This window comes from Terriglobales bacterium (assembly GCA_035691485.1).
Lineage (GTDB): Bacteria > Acidobacteriota > Terriglobia > Terriglobales > Acidobacteriaceae > JAIQGF01.
On sequence record DASSIZ010000001.1, the window covers coordinates 1 to 21259 of the forward strand.

15 protein-coding genes are annotated in these 21259 nt (G+C 59.9%); 10 read left to right on the forward strand and 5 right to left on the reverse strand.

From position 1 onward, the window contains the following. Positions 1–1211, reverse strand: a 1211-nt coding sequence (locus VFI82_00005; protein ID HET7183034.1) for a hypothetical protein, incomplete at its 3' end; no start/stop codon positions are given. Positions 1212–1461: 250 nt separating this feature from the next. Here VFI82_00005 and VFI82_00010 point away from each other — a divergent pair. Beyond that, the gene (locus VFI82_00010; GenBank protein HET7183035.1) at positions 1462–2442 is read left to right on the forward strand and encodes a DUF5666 domain-containing protein; all 981 of its coding nucleotides are present in this window, start codon (positions 1462–1464) and stop codon (positions 2440–2442) included. A 129-nt stretch (positions 2443–2571) separates the two neighbouring features. On the opposite strand, the gene VFI82_00015 is transcribed toward VFI82_00010, so the two are convergent. After that, positions 2572–3189: a DUF4412 domain-containing protein gene (locus VFI82_00015; protein ID HET7183036.1), complete on the reverse strand. Its 618-nt coding sequence runs from the start codon at positions 3187–3189 to the stop codon at positions 2572–2574. A 186-nt stretch (positions 3190–3375) separates the two neighbouring features. Here VFI82_00015 and VFI82_00020 point away from each other — a divergent pair, with 186 nt between their 5' ends. The 8 genes from VFI82_00020 to lon all read left to right on the forward strand — a co-directional run bounded on the left by VFI82_00020 (position 3376) and on the right by lon (position 16465). After that, positions 3376–4008, forward strand: coding sequence for a TetR/AcrR family transcriptional regulator (locus tag VFI82_00020; GenBank protein HET7183037.1), 633 nt, complete (start codon positions 3376–3378; stop codon positions 4006–4008). A 121-nt stretch (positions 4009–4129) separates the two neighbouring features. Further along, positions 4130–4672 (forward strand): SRPBCC domain-containing protein, encoded by a 543-nt coding sequence (locus VFI82_00025; GenBank protein ID HET7183038.1) that lies wholly within the window; start codon positions 4130–4132, stop codon positions 4670–4672. A 55-nt stretch (positions 4673–4727) separates the two neighbouring features. Further along, positions 4728–5366, forward strand: coding sequence for an SRPBCC domain-containing protein (locus tag VFI82_00030; GenBank protein HET7183039.1), 639 nt, complete (start codon positions 4728–4730; stop codon positions 5364–5366). A gap of 140 nt (positions 5367–5506) precedes the next feature. After that, complete coding sequence (gene nuoI / locus VFI82_00035; GenBank protein HET7183040.1) at positions 5507–6052, forward strand: NADH-quinone oxidoreductase subunit NuoI; 546 nt, start codon at positions 5507–5509, stop codon at positions 6050–6052. Positions 6053–6130: 78 nt separating this feature from the next. After that, a complete protein-coding gene (gene metH, locus VFI82_00040) occupies positions 6131–9613 on the forward strand; it encodes a methionine synthase (protein ID HET7183041.1) in 3483 nt (1160 codons plus the stop codon). 141 nt (positions 9614–9754) lie between these two features. Continuing rightward, entirely contained in the window at positions 9755–10300 is a 546-nt protein-coding gene (locus tag VFI82_00045) for a DUF1579 family protein (protein HET7183042.1), read from the forward strand. A 689-nt stretch (positions 10301–10989) separates the two neighbouring features. Then, positions 10990–13707 carry a post-COAP-1 domain-containing protein gene (locus VFI82_00050; GenBank protein HET7183043.1) on the forward strand — a complete coding sequence of 906 codons (2718 nt, stop codon included), beginning with the start codon at positions 10990–10992 and terminating at the stop codon, positions 13705–13707. A gap of 298 nt (positions 13708–14005) precedes the next feature. Beyond that, positions 14006–16465, forward strand: coding sequence for an endopeptidase La (gene lon, locus VFI82_00055; GenBank protein HET7183044.1), 2460 nt, complete (start codon positions 14006–14008; stop codon positions 16463–16465). Positions 16466–16550: 85 nt separating this feature from the next. Here lon and VFI82_00060 read toward each other — a convergent pair whose 3' ends face one another. Both VFI82_00060 and VFI82_00065 read right to left on the reverse strand, forming a co-directional pair. After that, complete coding sequence (locus VFI82_00060) at positions 16551–16814, reverse strand: DUF3175 domain-containing protein (GenBank protein HET7183045.1); 264 nt, start codon at positions 16812–16814, stop codon at positions 16551–16553. A 41-nt stretch (positions 16815–16855) separates the two neighbouring features. Continuing rightward, on the reverse strand, positions 16856–17275 hold the full coding sequence (locus VFI82_00065) for a hypothetical protein (GenBank protein HET7183046.1): 420 nt from the start codon (positions 17273–17275) through the stop codon (positions 16856–16858). Positions 17276–17471: 196 nt separating this feature from the next. Here VFI82_00065 and VFI82_00070 point away from each other — a divergent pair, with 196 nt between their 5' ends. After that, a complete protein-coding gene (locus tag VFI82_00070; protein HET7183047.1) occupies positions 17472–19118 on the forward strand; it encodes a hypothetical protein in 1647 nt (548 codons plus the stop codon). Positions 19119–20498: 1380 nt separating this feature from the next. On the opposite strand, the gene VFI82_00075 is transcribed toward VFI82_00070, so the two are convergent. Beyond that, on the reverse strand, positions 20499–21098 hold the full coding sequence (locus VFI82_00075; protein HET7183048.1) for a hypothetical protein: 600 nt from the start codon (positions 21096–21098) through the stop codon (positions 20499–20501). Positions 21099–21259: the final 161 nt, after the last annotated feature.

Sequence of the window (21259 nt, forward strand, 5' to 3'; positions counted from 1 at the left end):
GGCTGACGTGACGCGGGCTGATTGCTTGCGGGCGCCGCGGGTTCGGCGGCGCGGTACTCGTCGTGAGTAGCGATCGGCTCGGTCGGAATCGGAGTCGGCGCGTGTTCGGGCTCGGCGATCGCGGTGCCGGTGCGGGTCTTCAGCAGAATCGGTCCGCCTTCGCGCATGCGCGCCTGGCGCTCCAGCTCCATGCGAGCGGCGACCTGGTTGTCGCCAAATTCCGCGACCTGCCCGATGGGGCGGCCTTCGACTTCGCGGCGGGTGGAAACGGTCACGCGGGCGTCGCGTCCACGCGACTCGGCCGCCTTGCTGTAATAGAAGTTGGCGGTCTCGCGATCGCCTTCCATCTCCGACAAGAATCCCATGTTGTTTAACGTGAAAGAATTATTGGGCGAGAGGCGATAGGCTTCCTGGAAATACTTGCGGGCGGCGGCGCGCTCGTTGCGGTTCATGGCCGAAACGCCTTCCAGGTTGAGGCGGGCGACGCGAGCCTCGGCGTTTTCCGATTTCTCCATCAGGTTTTGAACTTTGTGGGCGTTGTCGGAGGCGATTTCGCTGATGCCCTTGCCGCGCCAGTTCTTGTTGGCGGCAACGATGATGGCGTCCTTGGAATTGGCGTTGGCGGCCTTGCTGTAGTAGGTGAACGCCTGCTCGAGTTCGCCTTCTTTCTCCTTGGCGTAACCGAGGTTATTCAAAGTGAATGGATTGCCTGGATCCAGCGCGAGAGCGCGCTGAAGAACGAGGTCGGCTTCCGCGGCGCGGTCCTTCATGAGCAGACCAAGCGCCTGGACATTGTAGCGATTGATCTGCATTTTCTTGTCGTCGGTGCGGCCGGCTACCTGCTTGAGCGGCTTGCCCTGGAAATCCTTGTCGGTGGACCGCTCGATGGTGGCGTCGGTGGTGTTCTCGGCGGTCAGTTCGTAGAAACGCTGGGCGCGGTCAACGTCGCCCTGCAGTTCGGAGATATAGCCGAGATTGTTGAGAGTGAAGGGATCGTCGGGGTCGATGAGATAGGCCTTGTAAAAGAGCTTGCGAGCCTCGTCGTACCTGTGCCTCTCGATGGCGCGAACGCCTGCCTGATTCAGCTTTTGCACCGGCGTGGGCTTGGTGCGCTTGGGCAGAGTGATGTGCAGGTCGCCGGCATGCGCCGCGCCGGCCAGCAGGAGCACCGAAAGAACAGAGGACAGCACCAGGGTAGATGAGTACCTCATGACCAGGGATAACCCTCCAGAGAAGTGTGCAGCAACGGATATGCCACAGTTGGGCAGCCGCTTTCCTCTTGATTGGATGGGAATACTCGTTACGCGTTTGCCAGCCGCACAAACGTAAGGTGCTCTTTTTGGATATTGGCGTGCTAACTCGGTAGTGCGGAAGGGCATCACAAGAGTGTGAGCTGCTGGCAGGGGCTCGTAACTCGGAGCTAGGGCTGGTGGCAAGGGTTTGAGCCCATTGGAGCGATTCATGAAGCGTTTGTCCGTGGTTTTGGGATTGATGTTGGCGGCGGTCCTGACGGTGCCGGCCGCAGTCGCGCAGCAGGGAAGCACGCCTTCGGGTTCCGACAAGTTACAGCCAGCGCACGGAAGCGCGGCTGCGGATTCGGACAAAGCTCTGGCGCAACCGGCGGACAAAGCGAGCAAAACCGACAAGCCGGTGGCGCAACCCGACAAGGCGTCGCAGGCAACGGAAACGACGGATCCGAACGATCCGCTGTTCGGAGTGCCACCGCTGCCGCAAGGGAAGGTATCGCTGGTCGGAGGAACAGTGCAGAAAATCGACCGACTGCGGAATCGGGTTGCGGTGAAAACATTCGGCGACGGCGGCAAGAAGATGACGTTCGCCTTCGACGAGCGTTCGCACATTTATCGGGACGGCGTGGAGACGACGGAGCGCGGAATCCGGCAGGGAGATCGCGTCTACGTGGATACCATGCTGGACGGCGGGCGGCTGTTCGCGCGCAATATTCGCGTGGTCACCAACCTGAAGCCGACCGACGCGCAGGGGCAGATCCTGGCTTACGAGCCACGCAGCGGGCTGATGTCGGTGCGCGACAATCTTTCGACGGCCACGGTGAGTTTCCACATCGCAAAAGAAACAATCGTGAAGGGCGGCGGCGGGCAGGGCGCGATCGAGTTGGTGCCGGGAGCCCTGGTGGCGGTACGATTTTCGCCCGACAAGCGCTTCCGCGACGTGGCGCGGGAGATCGATGTCCTGGCGGTGCCGGGAAACATGTTTACCTTCGCGGGCAAGGTGCGGTATTTGGACCTGAGCCGGCGCACGATTGCAGTAGAGAACCTGACCGACAACAAGACCTACGAGCTGCAATTTGATCCGGGCGTAGTCAACAATAACGTGACGGTGGGATCGGACGTTACCGTGGCCGCGATGTTCAATGGGACGGGATACAAGGCACGAACCGTTGCGGTGAGCCAGGCGAAGGAATAGGTAGGCAGCGCCCACACGAGTCGAGTTTCCCGATTGCAATGCCGGCACGAATTTTCGCGGGTTCAGCGCGGAGGGTCCTTCGACCCGTGCTGGAGTGCAGTTGGCGTTCGCTCAGGATGACCGCTTGTTCTAGTTTTTCGGTGGGCGGGCGCCCATAGCGCCCAACTCCATCTTGCGATAGCCGGCAGGGACTTCGAAGACGGAGGCCGGCTGCGGGCCTTCCTTGACATTGATCAGGTCAAAAGTGTGTCCGTTGGACGAGACGCTCCTGATTGGGAAGTGAAGCTTCTGGTCGATCCAGAGGGTGGAGTTGCCGTCCGGACCCTTGACTTCCCACTTGTCGCAAGACCGGCCGTTAACGGTTTCGGAGCCGAGCCTGGTACAGGTGTAGCCTTGGCGATCGGCGCACGGGTGATTGGAGTCGAACGGCTTGATGTCAGAATTGCTCATGCGGCGCGACATCGGGTTGTCGACGTTCATTTCCATGTACATTCGCTGCTCGTGCATGACCACGTAGCTGGTTTTCTTGCCGATATTCTTAATGATGCTGGCATCGCGGCCGCCTTGCGGGTGCATGTCCATGCGAAGACTGCCGCCGCCTCCCCAGAAAATCTTGCCGTTGAGATCCTGTCCGTCCCGTCCTGTGCCCTTCATGTCGGCAGAGAACTGAGGGGTGTTGGCCCAATCCTGTGCGAAGGCAATAGTGACCACGAGAGAGAACAAGACAACGAGGAATCTGCGTTTCACGGGAGCCTCTCTGTTTTCAATTGTAGTTGCGAGTTGAGTGGTAAGCGTGAGGATCAAATCCCGTCCGGTCGGGCATTATAACGCTGTTGCCGGCGAACGCGTGCGAGAGGCGACGGCAATTCCCTAGGTAGGGGAAATTGTAGTTGACAACGCTGCCTTTGCTGTGTTTAGTTGAACAATCAATCAATGCCTGACGTGACGCTAACGCGTGAGCGGTTAAAGACGCCCCCGCCCTCCGCCTCCACGCGTGAACGCCTGCTGATGGCGGCCATGGAACTGTTCACCACCAAGGGGTATGAAGCCACCAGCGTGGCGGAAATCCTGAAGCGGGCCGGGGTGAACAGCGGCAGCCTGTACTACTTTTTCGAAAGCAAGCATGAACTGCTGGTCGAGGGCCTGGAATTCTTCCAAACCCTGCTGTACCCGATCGTGATGCAGCCGGCGTTTGCGCGCGAGGAAGACCCGATCGAGCGCATTTTTGCCGTGCTCGAGGATTATCGGCGGCGCCTGCTGATCACGGACTTGGATTACGAGTGCCCGGTGGGAAAACTGGCGCTGGAAGTAGGGCGGCAGTCGCCGGAGGCGCGACAGAAAATTGCCGCCAACTTTTCCGCCTGGCGCGACCATATCCGCGATTGCCTGGACCAGGCGGCGGAGCGGCTGCCGCCGAGCGTGGACCGCAACGGCCTGGCAACGTTTGTCCTGACTACCATGGAAGGCGCGGTGATGCAGGCGCGGACGCACCGGAATATATCGTTCTACGATGCGTCGATTACGAACCTGCGGGCGTACTTCGGCTACATGTTAACCAGTGGCTAGTTGCTAATAACTAGGTATCGAGAACCCAGTCCCTGGGAACGAATAACGAGGTGGGGCCTCCCGGCAGCAATGCGGTTTCGATGGCCGGCTCATAGTCACTTTTTGCGCAAAGGAAAAGCCAATGAAGCGCTCCATATTTCTGTTGACCCTGTTGTTGATGGCAGGCGTGACCTGCATCCGTGCCGAGGTTGCCGATTCCGCGGCGAGCGGTTTCACCTACAAAACCATGCTGACGCTGCAGGCGCCGCCGGAGACGGTGTACCTGCGGCTGCTCTCGATCGCGAATTGGTGGAGTTCGGACCACACCTTCTCCGGCGATGCGCACAATTTGTCGATCGAGGCGAAACCGATGGGTTGCTGGTGCGAAAAGCTGCCCAACGGCGGCGGTGTGCGCCATATGCAGGTGGTGAGAGTGATGCCGGGGAAGATGCTGGTGATGACCGGCGGACTGGGCCCGCTGCAAGCCATGGCGGCGACGGGAAGCATGAGCTTCCAATTGTCACCGGCCGACGGCGGCACGAAGCTGGAAATCATGTATGCGGTGACCGGCTACGCTCCCGGTGGCTTGAACAGCCTGAGCGGACCGGTGGACCAGGTATTGAACGAGCAATTCAAGCGGTTCAGGAGTTACGTGGAGACGGGCAGCGCGGAGGGCAAGAAGTAGATGACGACTGTGTTCGGGATGACAACCAGCCCGCGGTGGGAATGTCGAGGATCGTATGAAAAATTTATTAGTATGCGTGGCGCTTGCGGCCGGATGCGCGGTCGCGCAGGAGCAGAAGATTGCCGAGCAGCCGAAACTGGATGTCTCGAAGATGCACGAGTCCTTGCCCGACAAGGAGTACACGGCGAAGGTTAGGGACACATCGTTTGTCGCGCCCAGCGGCGAGCGCGTGCAGCGGTTGGAGATCTTGATTCCGAAGGTCACGGCCCAGCAGGTGTGGGAGGCGGCAAGCACGTCGGAAGGATTGCGCGGATGGGTGGCGCCGGTGGCCGAGGTGGAGATGAAGACCGGCGGCCATTACTACACCAACTACAACCCGGCGGCGAAGATTGGCGATCCCGGGACGATTTATAACAGCGTGCTGACCTACGTGCCGCTGGAGATGGTGGCGATCCACGTCAAGCTGGGAACGAAGATCTTTCCGGAGGCGGTGGCGAATGCGGATTTGCTGTCGGCGATCATGGAGATCCGCGAGGTGGGTGACGGAAGCGTCCGCGTTTCGGAAACCATGACCGGCTGGCAGGCGGGTGAAGAGTGGGACAAGGTGTACAGGTTTTTTCAGACCGGCAATGCGTACGTGCTGGGTCAGCTGTACAAGCGGTTTGCAGTGGGGCCGCGGCGGTGGAAGGAATAATTGCGGAATTGCGGAACTGCAGAACTGCGGACTTGAGAGCAACACAAGAGTCGATCACAATTCGGCAATTTTCAATTTGGCAATTCGGGTCGGCAGTTCGGCAATGCAAGGCGGGGCCGCCCGTCATTTATACTGGACCTATGGCGGTGTTGAAGGACATTGCGGCGATCGCCAAGGGCATGAGCGTGACGCTGCGCGAGCTGTTCCAGCCCACGGTGGTGGAAAATTATCCCGACGGGCCGGGTCCTCTGCGCGGGGCGCAATTCCAGGAGCGATACCGCGGGGTGCATGTTCTGCAGCGCGACGAAAACGGGCTCGAGAAGTGCGTGGCGTGCTTCCTGTGCGCGGCGGCGTGCCCCTCGAACTGCATTTACATTGAGGCGGCGGAGAACACCGCCGAGCGCCGCGTCTCCGGCGCGGAGCGCTACGCCAAGGTCTACAACATCGATTACAACCGGTGCATTTTTTGCGGGTACTGCGTGGAAGCTTGCCCGACCGACGCGATCACGCATGGGCACGGTTTTGAAATTGCCACTCTCAATGCGAGCAGCCTGGTGTATCGCAAGGAGCAGCTGCTGGCGCAAATGCCGGCCCACCTCGGAGCCAACGCGGTGTTCAACCGTGCCGAGGTGGAGAAAAATCCGGAGCTCAAAAAGTTGAGCAATGAGGTACCCAAGGGCGTGTAGATTCGGTTTCCGGTTTCCGTTCCAGATGCGCCCGGCTGAGGTCGGGCGTTTTGTTTAGTACACTGGAATTTCGCGATTATGTCTGATTTCCTGAAAGCGGTGCGGGAGCGCGTGGTCATTTATGACGGCGCGATGGGGACGTCTATCCAGGCGCGAAATTTGTCGCTGGACGACTACTGGGGCAAGGAGGGGTGCAGCGAGATCCTGGTGCTGAGCCGGCCGGACGTGATCCGCGACATCCACGCCGGGTATTTCCAAGCGGGCTGCGACGTGGTGGAGACGAACACGTTCGGCGCGACGCGGATCGTGCTCGGCGAGTACCAACTCGAGGACAAGGTCGCGGAGATCAACCGGGCAGCGGCCAAGCTGGCGCGCGAGGTGGCGGCGCAATTCTCCAACGGACGGCGGCGGTTCGTGGCGGGGTCGATCGGGCCGACGACGAAGCTGCCGTCGCTGGGACACATATCGTATGACGACATGACCGCTGCGTACCTGGAGCAGGTGCTGGGGCTGATCGAGGGCGGAGTGGACATCCTGCTGGTGGAGACGTGCCAGGACCTGCTGCAGGCGAAAGCCGCTCTGGCAGCGGTCTTCGAAGGAATGAAGCAGGCGGGAAAACGTCTGCCGGTACAGGCGCAGGTAACGCTGGAAGCCACCGGCACGATGCTGCTGGGAACGGAAATCGGGGCGGCGCTGACCTCACTGGAGCCCTTCGACGTGGATGCCATCGGGCTGAACTGCGCCACCGGGCCGAAGGAGATGAACGACGCGGTGCGCTACCTGGGCATCAACTCGCCGAAGGAAGTCTCGGTGCTTCCGAACGCGGGGCTGCCGCAGAACGTCGGCGGGCATGCGGTGTACGGGCTGAAGCCGGAGGAGTTGGCGGAATATCACAAGCTGTTCATCACCGAGTACGGGGTAAGGATTGTCGGCGGGTGCTGCGGCACGACCAAAGAGCACCTGAAAAAAGTGGTCGAGGTGTGCGCGAACCTGCAGCCGGCGAGGCGAGCGGCGAAGCCGACGGCGGCGGCGGCAAGCGCGTACTCGATGGTTCCTCTGGACCTGGAGCCGAAGCCGCTGATCGTGGCGGAGGAAATGAACGCGACCACGCGGGTGGCCAGCTTCCGCAACCTGCTGCAGGGCGCGAAATATGACGACATCCTGGCGCTGGCGAAAAAGCTGGCGGCGGAAGGCTCGCACATGCTGGACCTGTGCTGCGCCATCGTGGGCGAGGACGAGAAGAAGTACATCAGCAACGTGCTGGAGAAGGTGGCGACGCGGGTTCCGGCGCCGATCCTGGTGGATTCGACAGAAGCCGATGTGGTGGAAGAGGCGCTCAAGCGGATACCGGGCAAGGCCATCATCAATTCGATCAACCTGGAAGATGGGGAGAAGCGGACGTCCAAAGTTCTGCCGATGGCGAAGCGCTACGGCGCGGCGGTGATCGCGCTGACGATCGACGAAGAAGGAATGGCGCTGACGGCGGACAAGAAAGTTGCGATCGCGAAGCGGATTTACCAGCTCGCAACCGAGAAATACGGTATCCGGCCGGTGGATTTGATCTTCGACACGCTTACCTTGCCGATCTCGACCGGGCAAGAGGAGTACCGCAGCGCCGGCATGGAGACGCTGAACGCGGTGAAGCGGATCAAGCAGGAACTGCCGGATGTGAAAACGATCCTGGGGGTGAGCAATATTTCGTTCGGCCTGGCGACCTATCCGCGCCGGGTGCTGAACTCGGTGTTCATGCACGAGGCGGTGGACTATGGTCTCGACATGGCGATCGTGAACTATTCCAAGATTTATCCGCTGTACAAGATTCCGGACGCCGAGGTGGAGATCGCGCGCAAGCTGATTTACCAGGACCGGTCGCAGGGCGATCCGCTGCAGGCGTACATGGCGTTCTTTGCCGGACGCGAGAAGACGGTGGAGGAGAAGGTCCATGTTGAATCGCTCTCGACGGAGGACAAGCTTAAGTTCTGCATCGTGCACGGCGAAAAAGCAATTGGTGAGGCCGAGCAGAAGCAGTCGCTGGAGCAGGTGCTGGAGGACGCGCTGCGGACATACACCCCGCTGGACCTGATCAACAACGTGCTGCTGGACGGAATGAGGACGGTGGGCGAGCTGTTCGGGGCGCGCAAGATGCAGCTGCCGTCGGTGCTCGACTCCGCGTCGGTGATGAAGGCGGCGGTGGCTTACCTGGAGCCGAAGATGGAGAAAGTTGCCGGCCGCGAGAAGGGAATCATGGTGCTGGCTACCGTGAAGGGGGACGTGCACGACATTGGCAAAAACCTGGTAGACATCATCCTGAGCAACAACGGCTACAAGGTGGTGAACCTGGGGATCAAGCAGCCGGCGGACACCATCATCAAGGCGGCGCAGGAGCACGGCGCCGACGTCATCGGGCTGAGCGGTCTGCTGGTCAAGTCGACGCTGGAGATGAAGTACGTCATCCAGGACTTGCAGCAGCAGGGACTGAAGTTCCCGGTGGTTTGCGGCGGGGCGGCCTTGACGCGGAAGTACGTCGAGGATGACCTGAGACGCGAATACGCGGAGGCGGTGTTCTATGCCAACGACGCCTTCGACGGCCTGCACGTGATGGATGATCTGACGCAGTCGGATGGAAAGCGCGAGGCGCGTCTGGCGGAGGGACGGGTGGCCAAGGAATTCGCCAAGGCGGCAGCGGCCGCGGCGGAGGCGGAAGTTTCCACCGAGCGCAGCACGGCGGTAGGGCCGGCGCCGAATATCCCGCGCCCGCCGTTCTGGGGCGCGCGAGTGAAAACCGACTTTGATTTGCGCGAGGTGTTCCAGTACATCAACGAGACCGCGCTGTTCAAGAACCAGTGGCAGTTGAAGACGGCGTCGCAAGAAGATTATTTGCGGGTGGTCGAGGAGAAGTACCGGCCGATCCTGAAGGAACTGGAAGAAGAGATCATCCGCGAGGGATGGTTTGAGCCCAAGGTGGTGTGGGGATACTGGCCGGCACAGAGCGAAGGGAATGATGTCATCGTCTACCACGTCGAGGGTCGACAGTCGACGGTCAACGGCAAAGAACTCCGGGAAGCGGTGAGGTTCACTTTTCCTAGACAGCGAGAGGGAAGAAGACTGTGCATTGCCGATTTCTTTGCGCCGAAATCGTCGGGGCAGATGGACGTGATCGGGTTCTCGCTGGTGACGATCGGACACAAGGCGAGCGAGCTGACGCAGAAGCTGTTCCAAGGCGGCGAATACACGCGGTACCTGTACCTGCACGGAATCGGCGTGGAGACGGCGGAGGCGCTGGCCGAGCTGCACCACCGCATCATGCGGCAGCAACTGGGGATCGCGAACGAGGATGCGGCCCGGATCGGCGATTTGTTCCACCAGAAGTATCGTGGATCGAGGTATTCGTTCGGCTATCCGGCGTGCCCGCACATGGAAGATCAGACCAAGCTGTTCCAGCTGTTGAAGCCGGAGGAGACGATTGGGGTGAAGCTGACGACGGGGTTCATGCTGGACCCGGAACAATCAACGTCGGCGATCGTGGTGCATCATCCGGCAGCGAAGTATTTTGTGACGTGATCCTCAGGATCACACCATTGTCCAGGTCGCCGTGCTCTGGATGACACTTCTCCAAAAGTTGAGTTCAACCGGGAAGCAGAGCAAATGTTGAACCGCATACGCGCTGCTGCTATGCTGCCGTCGCTTTAAGGGAGGCAACTCATGAAGCAGATCAGGGTCGCGGTGTGCGTTCTGGGGCTGATGGGGTTATTGGCGGCGAATGTGGCGATGGCGCAGGGGCCGCCGATGGCGAAACCAGGTCCGGAGCAGCAGCGTCTGCATTACTTTGTCGGACAATGGAAACATGAGGGCGAGATGAAGCCTGGGCCCTACGGGCCGGGCGGAAAATTCACCAGCACGGAAGAATGTCGAATGATCGGCGATTTCTTTCTGACGTCGCACTCCAAGTCGACAGGCCCGATGGGCCCGATGGAAGATCAATTCACGATGGGGTATGACCCCAAACTGAAGGCTTATACCTACGACGACTTCAGCAGCATGGGCCTGCACGAAAAGTCGACCGGCAACGTATCGGGAAAAGTGTGGACCTGGACAAACGATAACGAGATGGGCGGGAAGACAATGAAGGGCAAGTTCGTTTTGACCGAGGTTTCCCCGACGTCCTATACCTACAAGTTCGACATGTCCACCGACGATGGCAAGACGTGGTCAAACATGATGACTGGGACCGCGACGAAGGTGAAATGATGCGCCAGGCACCCGGCGCAGTCGCAGAAGAAACTGTCGCGAAGGCTAGTGGCCCGTGTTGATGACACGGGCCATTTCATTGCTGCACAGCAGCTTACAGTAGATTCCGGAAATTTCCAGGTGGGGCAACCCGGGGGAGCAACCATTCTGGTTTGGCTCGGCAACAAAGCTCGTAGTGATACGACTAGCGCAAGTCGTGTCGGCCTCCCAGCAGTTCGGAATTGCCATTCCCAGAAAAATCAGAAGTAGGAAGTCACAGCGGAGAAGCGCAAATTGCGCGGTCCCCATGGGGACCTTCGTTGCCCCGAATTCGCGTGCAGCCAGCGGAACGATGGCCTTGGAGTCGTCGGGCAGCTTCCAGACAGCACGCGTAGAAGAGTGCGTTTGCGCTGACGCGCTCGAGGAGGAGCGCGCTCCGAGGTGGTCTCCGAGCACGCTCCGATCTTGCTTCCCATGGAAGAAACGCCAACCTCACTTTGATGGAGATTGATATGACATTGGTTCGCCATCCCTCTCGGCCCAAGTTGGTTTTGCCGTTGCTAACGATTTCCTGCCTGCTGGTTTTGACAGCTATAGTGTTCGCGCCCCAGCCTGCGAATGCAGCCACGCCTTCATCGGGCACGATCAGCAGCAGCGCTCCCACACTGACCTGGTGCGGGACCTCAGGGTGTTTGCCGACAATGGCAGGAGTGGCAAACAACCCAATCGGGTTTGCCGATTGTTCCAGCGCCCCGTGCGACACCTACACGTTGACGGTGGGGTCGGTGCCGGCGGGTTCGCAAGTGGCGATCTCGATAGCGTGGACAAACCCGGCTAACGATTTCGATTTGTGGGTGTACGACTCCAGCGGCAACGTGGTTTGTTCCTCGACCGGAGGGGCGCCTGAAACTTCGGAGGCGTGCCCGATACCGGCGGTGGCGGGAACGTACTTGGTGAAGGCGCTGCTGTTCACGGTGGCGGCGGACAATTACACCGGGACGGCAACGTTGGTGGCGCCGCCGGTGACGATCATGCCGAGCTTCGTGACCGGCGGAGTGACCTTCAGTCCGAACGTGACGGTGAAAGCGCCGGTGGCAGCGCGCGATGGCGAGCCGAGCAATCGTACCGATTACCTGGGCAATGCGTACGTGGGCGCAATCCGCGGTTTTCCCGCGGGCGTGGATTTGTGGAAATGGAACCTGAATCCGAATTCAGCGTCTTACGATCCGAACCTGCTCAACCCGGCGTATCTGGGCCAGCCGGATGCTTTTCCGACGAATGCTCTGTTCGACGTGGGAGCGGATGGCGGGGGGGACATCGACCTGGCGGTCGGATTCGAGCCGCCATCGGTGGGCAATGGGCTGCCGAACCTGACGGAGGTGAGCCTGATTGCGGCGAATGTTTCCTCTTCACGTTCGCAGGATCTGGGCGCGAGTTTCCAGTTAGACCCGTTGGCAACGGAAATTCCCGCCGACGACCGGCAGTGGATCGAGGCGTACAAAGGTGACGTAGTGTTCATGAGCTACCGCGCGCCGATTCCCCTGACCGCGACCGACTATCTATGGGTGAAGACGTCGCTCGACGGCGGACTCACCTGGCCGGTGACGTCGGCGATGGGCAACGATGGCACCACGCCCGGGTACATATCGGTGGACCAGAACTCGGCCATGGTGTACGTGGCGCACACAAATTCCGGGGCCTTGTTCATTTCGAAAGCGCAGTTCGACCCGGCCAATCCGCTGAACCAGCTGAGTTTCAGCAAGGTCACGGTAGACAACACGACCAGCCACGGACACTTGTTCGATTCCGTCAAGGTAGGACGCGACGGGACGGTATACGCGCTGTGGTCCGACGATCACAACATTTACTATGCCTACTCCACGGACAAGGGCAACACCTGGAGCCACAAGGTCCAGGTGAACAATCCTAACTTCTCGGTGGCGGACCGCTTCGGCAACCAGCAGACGGTGAAGACGAACATTTTCCCGTGGATGGAAGCGGGCAGCGCCGGACGAGTGGACTTCGTGTGGTTCGGCACAACCGAGGCCAGCAACAACGACAACGCCGACTGGAACGTGTTCTTCGCGCAGGCGACGAACGCGAACACCTCCGCTCCGACAGTGCGGCAGGCGAAGGCGAGCGACCATTTCGTTCATGCCGGCAACATCAGCGAAATGGGGCTGGGCGGCGCGGCCAACCGTAACGTCCTGGACTACTTCCAGGTGTCGCTGGACCCCCAGGGCGGAGCGATGATCGCTTTTGGGGACGATCACAACGACTTTCTCGGACATACCTACGCCACGCACCAGATCAGCGGTCCCAGCGCGTACTCCGGGGCGAACGGCAACGGGTACGTGAAGACGGTGAAGCCGGCGCCGATTCCGGCGCAGGACCCGACCAAGCCGCAGGTCACCGATTTCAAGGACGACACGGGCGCTTCCACGGCGGCGATTCCAGGCGACAACGCCTGGGACATCATATGGATCCGCTATGGCTGCCAGGCAACGGTGGACGGCGGCACGCTGCTGACGGCAACCATGCAATTGTCGAGCCTGGCGGCGATTCCGCCGGAAGGAAACTGGCGGGTGAACTTCTCGGCGAACACCCTGGCCGGGCTGTCGGACCGTGGCGACCAGTTCTTCATGCAAGCCACCACGGAGACGACTACGCCGACCTTCTTCTGGGGCACATCGGTGCGGAACTCCGACGGCAGCTTTACCTACACGACCAGGGCGGCAACCGACGTCGGCTACTTTGACACCGCGAACAACCAGGTGGTGTTGAAGGTGAACCTGAACCAGCTGAATGCGTTCGCCAGCAAGCCGCTGGTGAACGGAAGCATGCTGATCGGCCTGCGTGGCTCGACCTTCCAGGTCCCAGTCACGGTCAACAACGCGCCGGTGGTGGGAACGACGACGGTGAGCGCACCGCGCGACATCACGCGGGGTGGATCGATCCCGATCGGAGCGGCGCTGCAGGGCGACACCGTGGCGGGCATCGGGACGGCGTCGTACACCATCGGCAACTGCGATGGCGCGGCGGTGCAACCGCCTCCGCCACCGCCGCCGGGCACGCAGCAGGTGGCCAGCCAGTCAGGCGACGGCACGATTCCGGCGAGCGCGTCGACCGGCAAGTTCCATTTCGACGTGGACAACAGCCCGAGCGGCCAGTTGACGTATAGCGACAAGGGCGCCGGCATCGACCTGGTGAGCACGTCGATTACGACGTTCCAGCCTCCCAATGGCGACAATTGCGTCAGCTTCACCGGTAACGCGCGACTGAACGACGATCCGAACCACATCTTTACCGTGAAGGCGTGCGACAACGGAAATAGCGGGTCGACGGATACGTTCACGATCAGCGTTGACGCGAACTATTCGGCGACCGGCACGCTGACGAGCGGCAATATCAACTCGCACGAAAAATAATTCCGTCTTTGCCCTCGCATGAAGTATTTGGGCCGGTGCGCAAGTATCGGCCCTTTTTTTTAATGGTCAGGCGTGTCAGGGGCGTGCAAGGATGCGAAAATGTGGCGTTCCGAAGCAGGAAAAGAACCAAGAATCATATCCAAGGTCACATTGCCGGGGGAGACGGTGGGGAGTAGAATCCGGGCGCTGAAAAAAGACGGGCCTCCGGCGTCGGCTGAGAGCGAGGCCGGGGTTCGGCTTGAATCTTTTGAGAACAGACGGCATCAAAACTTGAGTATCATTGACTCAAGGTAATCCTATGGCTAATGAAACGCGCAACTTACAGAGCCATGACACGCTCGGCGAAGAACGGCCGACAGTCCAGAATAATGCCAACATACCGGTACTGCCGGTAAGGGACACGGTGCTGTTTCCGCACGCGGTGCTGCCCCTGACGGTGGGCCGGGAAAGCTCGGTCCAGCTGATCAATTCGCTGGGCGAGGACAAGACCATCATCGTGGTGGCGCAGCGGGAGGCGAGGGTGGACTCGCCGCAACCGGTGGACCTGTATGCCATCGGCACGCTGGCGGTGGTGCACAAAGTGGTCAAGATGCCCAACCAGAGCCTGTTTGTCTTTGCCGAAGGACTGGACCGGGTGCATTTGAAGGAATACACGCAGCTGACGCCGTTCATGCGCGCCAGCGTGGAAACGATCCCGGAGATCCCGGCGAAAGTGGGCTCCGAGCAGGAAGCGCTGCAGCGCAACGTGCTGACGCTGTTCCAGCAGATCGTGGCCGGCTCGCCAACGCTGTCGGACGAACTGTCCACGGTGGCGATGAATATCGAAGAGGCGGGGCGGTTGGTGGATTTCATCGCCAGCTCGCTGCCTACGCTGTCGACGCGCGACAAGCAGGAAATCCTGGAGACCGCGGACGTGCGCTCGCGGCTGGACAAGATCAACCAGCACCTGGCCAAGGAGCTGGAGGTCATGCAGCTTCGCAACAAGATCCAGAGCGAAGTGCAGGACCGGGTGCAGCAGACGCAGCGTGAGTTTTATCTGCGCGAGCAGATGAAGGCCATCCAGAAGGAACTCGGCGAGAGCGACGAAACCACGCGCGACACCGAAGATCTGAAACAGAAGATCGAGCAGGCCGGCATGCCCGATGAAGTGAAGAAAGAGGCCCTGAAGGAATTGGGGCGGCTTTCGCGCATGTCGCCGATGGCGGCCGACTATGGCGTGACGCGCAACTACATCGAGTGGCTGGCGGTGCTGCCGTGGAACAAGTCTTCGGGGGTTGAAGTGGACATCCCGAAGGCCAAGGAAATTTTGGACACCGACCACTACGACCTGCAGAAGGTGAAGGACCGGATCCTGGATTACCTCTCGGTGCGGCGGTTGAAGCCGTCGATGAAGGGGCCCATCCTGTGCTTTGTGGGACCTCCGGGCGTGGGCAAGACGTCGCTGGGCAAGTCGATCGCGCGGGCGCTGGGACGCAAGTTCGTGCGCCTGTCGCTGGGCGGCGTACACGACGAGGCGGAGATCCGAGGCCACCGGCGGACGTACATCGGCGCGCTGCCGGGGCAGATCATCCAGGGCATCCGCCGGGCGGAGACCAACGATCCGGTGTTCATGCTGGACGAAGTGGACAAGCTGGGACGCGATTTCCGCGGCGATCCGGCATCGGCGCTGCTGGAGACGCTCGATCCGGAGCAAAACAACACCTTCCGCGATAACTACCTCGACGTGCCTTTCGACCTGTCGAAGGTGCTGTTCATCACCACGGCGAACCAGCTTGATCCGGTTCCGGATCCGTTGCGTGACCGCATGGAGATCATCGAACTCCAGGGTTATACCGAGGACGAGAAGGTGCACATCGCGGTGCGCTATTTGATCAACCGGCAGACGGAAGAGAACGGCATCACGCTTGATCAGATCGAGTTCATCGAGGAGTCGCTGCGGTACATCATCCGGCACTACACGCGGGAAGCAGGCGTGCGCAATCTGGAGCGCAACATCGGAACCATCTGCCGCAAGCAGGCGCGGCGCATCGCCGAAGGCAAGCACGACAAGCTGATGGTGACGCCGCAGATTGTGCGCGAGTTCCTGGGCGGAGAAAAAATCCGGGTGGATACCGAAATCGCGGAGCGCACCAAGCGTCCCGGGGTGGCGGTGGGACTGGCATGGACGCCGACCGGCGGCGACATCCTGTTCGTAGAAGCCAACAAGATGAAGGGCAAAGGCGGCTTCACCATGACCGGACAACTGGGTCAGGTCATGCAGGAGTCGATGCAGGCGGCACTGACCTGGGTTAGGTCAAACGCCCCCAAGCTGGGCATCAGCGAGGATTGGTTCAAAGACCACGACATTCACATCCACGTGCCGGCGGGGGCGATTCCCAAGGACGGGCCTTCGGCGGGCGTGACCATGACGACGGCGCTGGTATCGCTGCTCACCGATCGCCCGGTTCGTCCGCTGACCGCGATGACCGGCGAGATCACGCTGAGCGGGAACGTGCTGCCCATCGGCGGCATCAAGGAGAAATTCCTGGCCGCCAAGAGAGCCGGCGTGCAGACCGTGATTGTTCCAGCCGACAACAAGACCAACGTCGAGGAAGATTTGACGCCGGAGCAGTTGCAGAACGTGGACGTGAAGTACGTCAGCACGATTGACGATGTGCTCGAGATCGCACTGCCGACCAGCAAGGCGGAACAGAAGCAGGATGAGGTCACGCGCGCTGAAGTCTTGAGCGGAGCGGGCGTGCCGGTTCCCGCGGTTTAAAGGCAGCGTTTTAGGAGTGAGGAGTCAGCGGGCCGCGTGAGAGCGCGGCCCGTTTTATTTGCGGATCTGGAGTTGGGAGTTGCAATCAGGCGGCGCGCTTGCTTTTCTTCTGCTCGCGTGCGTGTTGCACACGCTCGCTGAGCAGCGCCTTTGCCTTCTCCAGTTCCTTTCTCCGGGTAGCGCTTAGGCCACGTCCCGCCCGGTTGATGAAATAGGTCAGCATGCGCATTCCGGAACCTGGCCCCTTCGGAGAAACTCTCGTGGAGGCAAGGGTCCGGGCGATGGTGGCCGCGCTGCGATTGAACAGGCCGGCGGGAGGATGGGTGGAGTCGGTTTTAACCTTCGCCACCCATCGCTTTTGAGGACGTCGATTTCTCGCCAAACCCGCGGTTACTGCTGGGGCGGTTTTTCCGACATCGGCTTATCCGACGATGACGGTTTGTCAGAAGAAGACCCCGAACTGCACGTGGTGGCGATGTGCTTCATGCCGGAGACTTCAAGTTGAGGTTGAGAGCCCTGGCTACCGGTGGCATTGGCGGAGGCTGCTCCGGACTCGGACTTTACGCCCTTGATTTGCACTTCATGGCCCACATGCGCGCTGAGCTTGGAAGTGTCGCCGGTCAACTGGTAAGTGGCGCCGGATTTGTCGGTCAGGGTATATCCCGAGTCGGTGCGGTTGAGGCATCCCTGGACCGTGGTAGCGCCGGAGCTGCTGGCTGCGCTCTTTTGCTCCGAGGGATAGTTTTGCTGCGCGAAAACCCAAACCGAACAGAGCAGCAGGATCAGGGTTGCGAATGTAATTTTTTTCATGATGTTGTCCTTTCACATTGTTCTAGAGTTCTAGACGTTGTTCTAGACGCTGGCGCGCTACTTGGCCTGGTTGAGCCAAGCGTGAGAAAACCCATTTTCGTGGCGGCTGACCCACCCCGGGTTGTTTCTTGTTAGATGCCGGGCTCGATTTCGGGTTGGGCAGCACCGGCTTTACCTGTGCTAGTGTTTCAGGAACATGCCCCTGACCACGGACCCCGAAATTCTTCCATCCGAGCCGGAACTTGCCGTAACGGAGAATGCTTCCGCGAGGTGGGAGCGCTTCGTGTTTTCGCTTTGCGGCGTATGCGTGTTGGGCGTCGTGGCGCGAGAACTGGCGGCGCACGCGATGGCGATCTACCGCCACGTCGGGTTGCCGTTCCAGGTGGACTATGAAGAGGGCAACATCCTCAATGCGCTGGTGCGGATCACGCATGGCCTGACCCCGTACCCGGACCCGCACGCGATCCCCAACATCCTGAACCCCTATGGTCCGGTCGCATATTACCTGTTGGCGGCGCCGGTGAAACTGTTCGGAGTTTCGTTCCTGTGGCCGCGACTGATGATTGCGGGATGCGTGGCGGCGATCAGCGTGTTCATCGCGCTCACGATAGCGCGCCAGACGGGATCGAAGCTCAGCGGAATCATTTTTGGCGCGATGTATGCAACCTTGCCGCTGGTGGAAACCTGGAGCGCGGTGTTGCGCGTGGATTTCCTGGCGCTCGCATTCGCGACCGCGGGCGTGTGGGTATTCTGCAGAGGCTTAGCCGCAGATGGCACCGGGGAGACAGCAACATTCAGGTGGTCGATGGCCAACGATGCTCGCCGGGCAAACGCCGGGCCCGGCAATCCGCCATCGACGAACTTCTCCGTTGGTCCCTCTGTGTTCTCGGCGGCGAATTCTTCACTGCTGGTTTCAGCGTTGCTGTTTGTGGCGGCGCTGTTCGTGAAGTACACCTATGTTGCGGCGCCCGCGGCTTGCGTCGTCTACCTGCTCGGACGACGCGAGTGGAAGCGCGCGGAAGCCTTTGTCGCCATGGCGGCCGCGATGTCAGCCGTGCTGATGCTGGCGTCGATTGCCGCCACGCGCGGAAATATCATCACCGACCTGTTCCGCACCCACGCCGACCCTTTTTCCCTTGACGTTTACTTGACGCGCATGACGGGAGTGATCTCGATGTGCCGCGTGCTGGCGGTCCTGGCGGCGGCGGGGATAGTCAACGAACTGCTGCAACACAAGCTTTCGGTGCCGGCGTTGTGGCTGGTGCTGGCCAGCGGAACGGCGGTGACCGCGGGAAAGCTGGGATCGAACTGGAATCATTTCCTGGAGTGGCCGGCGGCGCTGTGCCTGTGCGCAGGATTGGGTTGGGCGATGATCGGCCGCACTCGACCGGCGGCGCTGGGGCTGGTGATGGCGACGATCATGACGGTGCTGCTCAGCCTGTTTGTCTTGCGCGACCGCGAGGTCCTCTACGATCCCTATGCGACCGTCCCGCAATGCGCGCAGGCGTACCAGTTCGTGGCGCGACATCCGGGCGACCACGTGCTGGCCGAGAATGTTGGCGCGCTGGTTCTGGCCGGCAAGACGGTGTGGATGTCGAATCCTTTTGTTTACGGACAGTTGGTGATGCGAGGTGGATGGAAGGATGCCGGGCTGGAACGCATGGTGCGCGACCGCGAATTCGACCTCATCGTGGCGCAGTGGAACTATCCGGGCATTCCCGCGTTCTGGAGTGAGGGCGGGGAACGCTTCTCCGCCGGCGTGGTGCGCGCCATCGTGGAAAACTACCGGCTCGTGCAAACCTACCAGTGCACCGACGCGCGCTACATGTTCGAACGGAAGTAACGTAGAAGTACCGGGTATCTCGTAACCGGTAACAAGTAGCGGGTCGCAATCCCTAAACTCACAAGCGCCAAACCCTAATTCCTAACTCCTAACTCCCGACTCCTATATAGAGCCTGTAACAAAACCTCCGTTGCGGCGCAGCAGGCTCGCCACATGCCGTACCGAAAATTGCTGCATTGGCGAACAGAAAGCGCAAGCTTACGTGAACTCGATTTATCACTCGTTGTGGTTCGCAACCTACACGTCTAAGTGGGCGTGTCGGCGAGCAATCGCCTGGCCCTACGGCTCGTTAATCGGAAATCTTGCAAGGACCTAAAATGGCTTGAAGCTCTCGAAGTTAGGTTCGGTCCGGGGATTCGGTAGTCGGAATGCGCGGAGCCTCGTAGGCGTTGGGATAGGCTCCGACTCCCATCCTGCATTCACTTGGAAGTATCGAACCGCGGTAGCAACGGATGGGTAACTGCAATCGTCCAAGATCACCAGCCCACTCGGGCGCACCAGTTCACGTAGGTAAAACAAGTCAACAAACACGTTGTGAAAGATGTGACTGCCGTCCACGAAGGCGGCGTCTGCGAGAAACCCGTCGCTCAGAAGGCGGGGTAAAACGAACTGGGAGCGCTCCTCAAACAGCAAACAGAGGTCGGCGATGCCTGCTTCGACGATGGCGCTCCATCCGGAACCGTAGAAACTATTCTGGTAGGCGTCGATAATCAGGTGGCGTCCTTGGCCCGACCCAGTAGCAACCAACGCTTCTGCGATTGCGAGCGCAGAACCTCCGTAGGCGAGACCAATTTCGATTACTGTGCACGCTCTCTCAGCGAGCAAAAGATCTCGCAGGACATCGGCGTCTGACCTTCCAATAGAGACTCGTTCGAAGTCACCGCCGGATCGGACACGAATTGGGCCATCAGTGGCGAGTTTGCTCCGCACAGCGCGAATCTTCTCAACGGGATCGTTGTCCACCCTCATCCCCTTGTGTTGACGTAAGAATCGTAATTGTCCCAGCGAGCGTGAACAGCCCTTCAAAAGTATGCGCTTTCCCTTCGCCATTTTGGGAGAACAAAAAGCGCATGTTTACGCTAAGTCGATTTCACACTCGTTGATTGGCGACCTGCGCGACTGTCCCAACCGACCACTAGCGTAGTGGCATTCAGTCGTAGTTCAATGTTTCCCTGACAAGTATTTGCGATCCATTTCCTCGCTGACGCGTTTTGTAGCGTCGTCCTCCGGAATCCGAAGTTTTTGGAAGAACAATCGGTGTGCGTCCGATGGCTTCATTTCTCTGAAGTTGGGACTCACTTCAAAAAGGGCCGGATCTGGATCTCCGATTCTCAGCTTGACTAATCGTTGCTCTGAAGTCACTTTAAACGTGCCATCGGTCTAGCGAGACTCAAAACGGAATTGCAACTCTTCGCATCCGAGGTTACGCGCTCGCCAAAATGTTCCACGTTCTGTGGCGGTAGAGGTCTGAATTACCGCAAGTTCGTGCCCAAGAACAATGTCATTCCGGACGAACGAAGGATTGCCTGCTGTCTGGAAGACGCAGTCCACCGGTGGATTTCGTAAGCGCTCTTTCAGGGCTGCTAGTTCCGCTGGGTGCATCTGCCAAGTAGTTTTGGCTTCGATCAAGTCATACACACTGGCCCAGACGCCAGTAGTATGAGTTATTTTTCTGGTTGTCGTACCCCATTCGATTCGGCCAACTGTTGCGATCTTCACCGTGGAGCCATCGGATCGCCTTGCAACGACTTCTTTGTGGAACGGCTTACCCTTCTCGTCAGATTCAAAATTGTAGGTTTCCGTCTCAAACGTAAATGGTGTCACCGTCACTGAGGTCTGCGCGAGGGTCACTGTCGTCCACGACTTCGCAACATCGAAAGCAATAGCAGCGAGCCCGATGATGAGCACGATCAGCGCCACTTCCGCCAGCGTGGTTGACCAACTCCGTGGAGGGTCTATCTTGTAGCCTCTGCCCGGCATTAGTTCCTCAACGAGCGATAACAGGCATTATCGTGAGTAACACTATGGAACCATTCGCGCTGGCCAGTTGGGGTCATCAGGGTCGTTGTCCTCCGCAGCCCTCATGATGAGCAAAGACCAAGCCGTTCCGAACAAACCAAGAACTGCACTGATGATGGCTT

Excerpts from the sequence above, each read along its gene's own strand:
- VFI82_00025 (HET7183038.1), top strand. The coding sequence starts at position 4,130 with ATGAAGCGCTCCATATTTCTGTTGACCCTGTTGTTGATGGCAGGCGTG.
- metH (HET7183041.1), top strand. The coding sequence starts at position 6,131 with ATGTCTGATTTCCTGAAAGCGGTGCGGGAGCGCGTGGTCATTTATGAC.
- nuoI (HET7183040.1), top strand. The coding sequence starts at position 5,507 with ATGGCGGTGTTGAAGGACATTGCGGCGATCGCCAAGGGCATGAGCGTG.
- VFI82_00010 (HET7183035.1), top strand. The coding sequence starts at position 1,462 with ATGAAGCGTTTGTCCGTGGTTTTGGGATTGATGTTGGCGGCGGTCCTG.
- VFI82_00070 (HET7183047.1), top strand. The coding sequence starts at position 17,472 with ATGCCCCTGACCACGGACCCCGAAATTCTTCCATCCGAGCCGGAACTT.
- VFI82_00075 (HET7183048.1), bottom strand. The coding sequence starts at position 21,098 with ATGCCGGGCAGAGGCTACAAGATAGACCCTCCACGGAGTTGGTCAACC.
- VFI82_00030 (HET7183039.1), top strand. The coding sequence starts at position 4,728 with ATGAAAAATTTATTAGTATGCGTGGCGCTTGCGGCCGGATGCGCGGTC.
- lon (HET7183044.1), top strand. The coding sequence starts at position 14,006 with ATGGCTAATGAAACGCGCAACTTACAGAGCCATGACACGCTCGGCGAA.
- VFI82_00020 (HET7183037.1), top strand. The coding sequence starts at position 3,376 with ATGCCTGACGTGACGCTAACGCGTGAGCGGTTAAAGACGCCCCCGCCC.
- VFI82_00065 (HET7183046.1), bottom strand. The coding sequence starts at position 17,275 with ATGAAAAAAATTACATTCGCAACCCTGATCCTGCTGCTCTGTTCGGTT.
- VFI82_00045 (HET7183042.1), top strand. The coding sequence starts at position 9,755 with ATGAAGCAGATCAGGGTCGCGGTGTGCGTTCTGGGGCTGATGGGGTTA.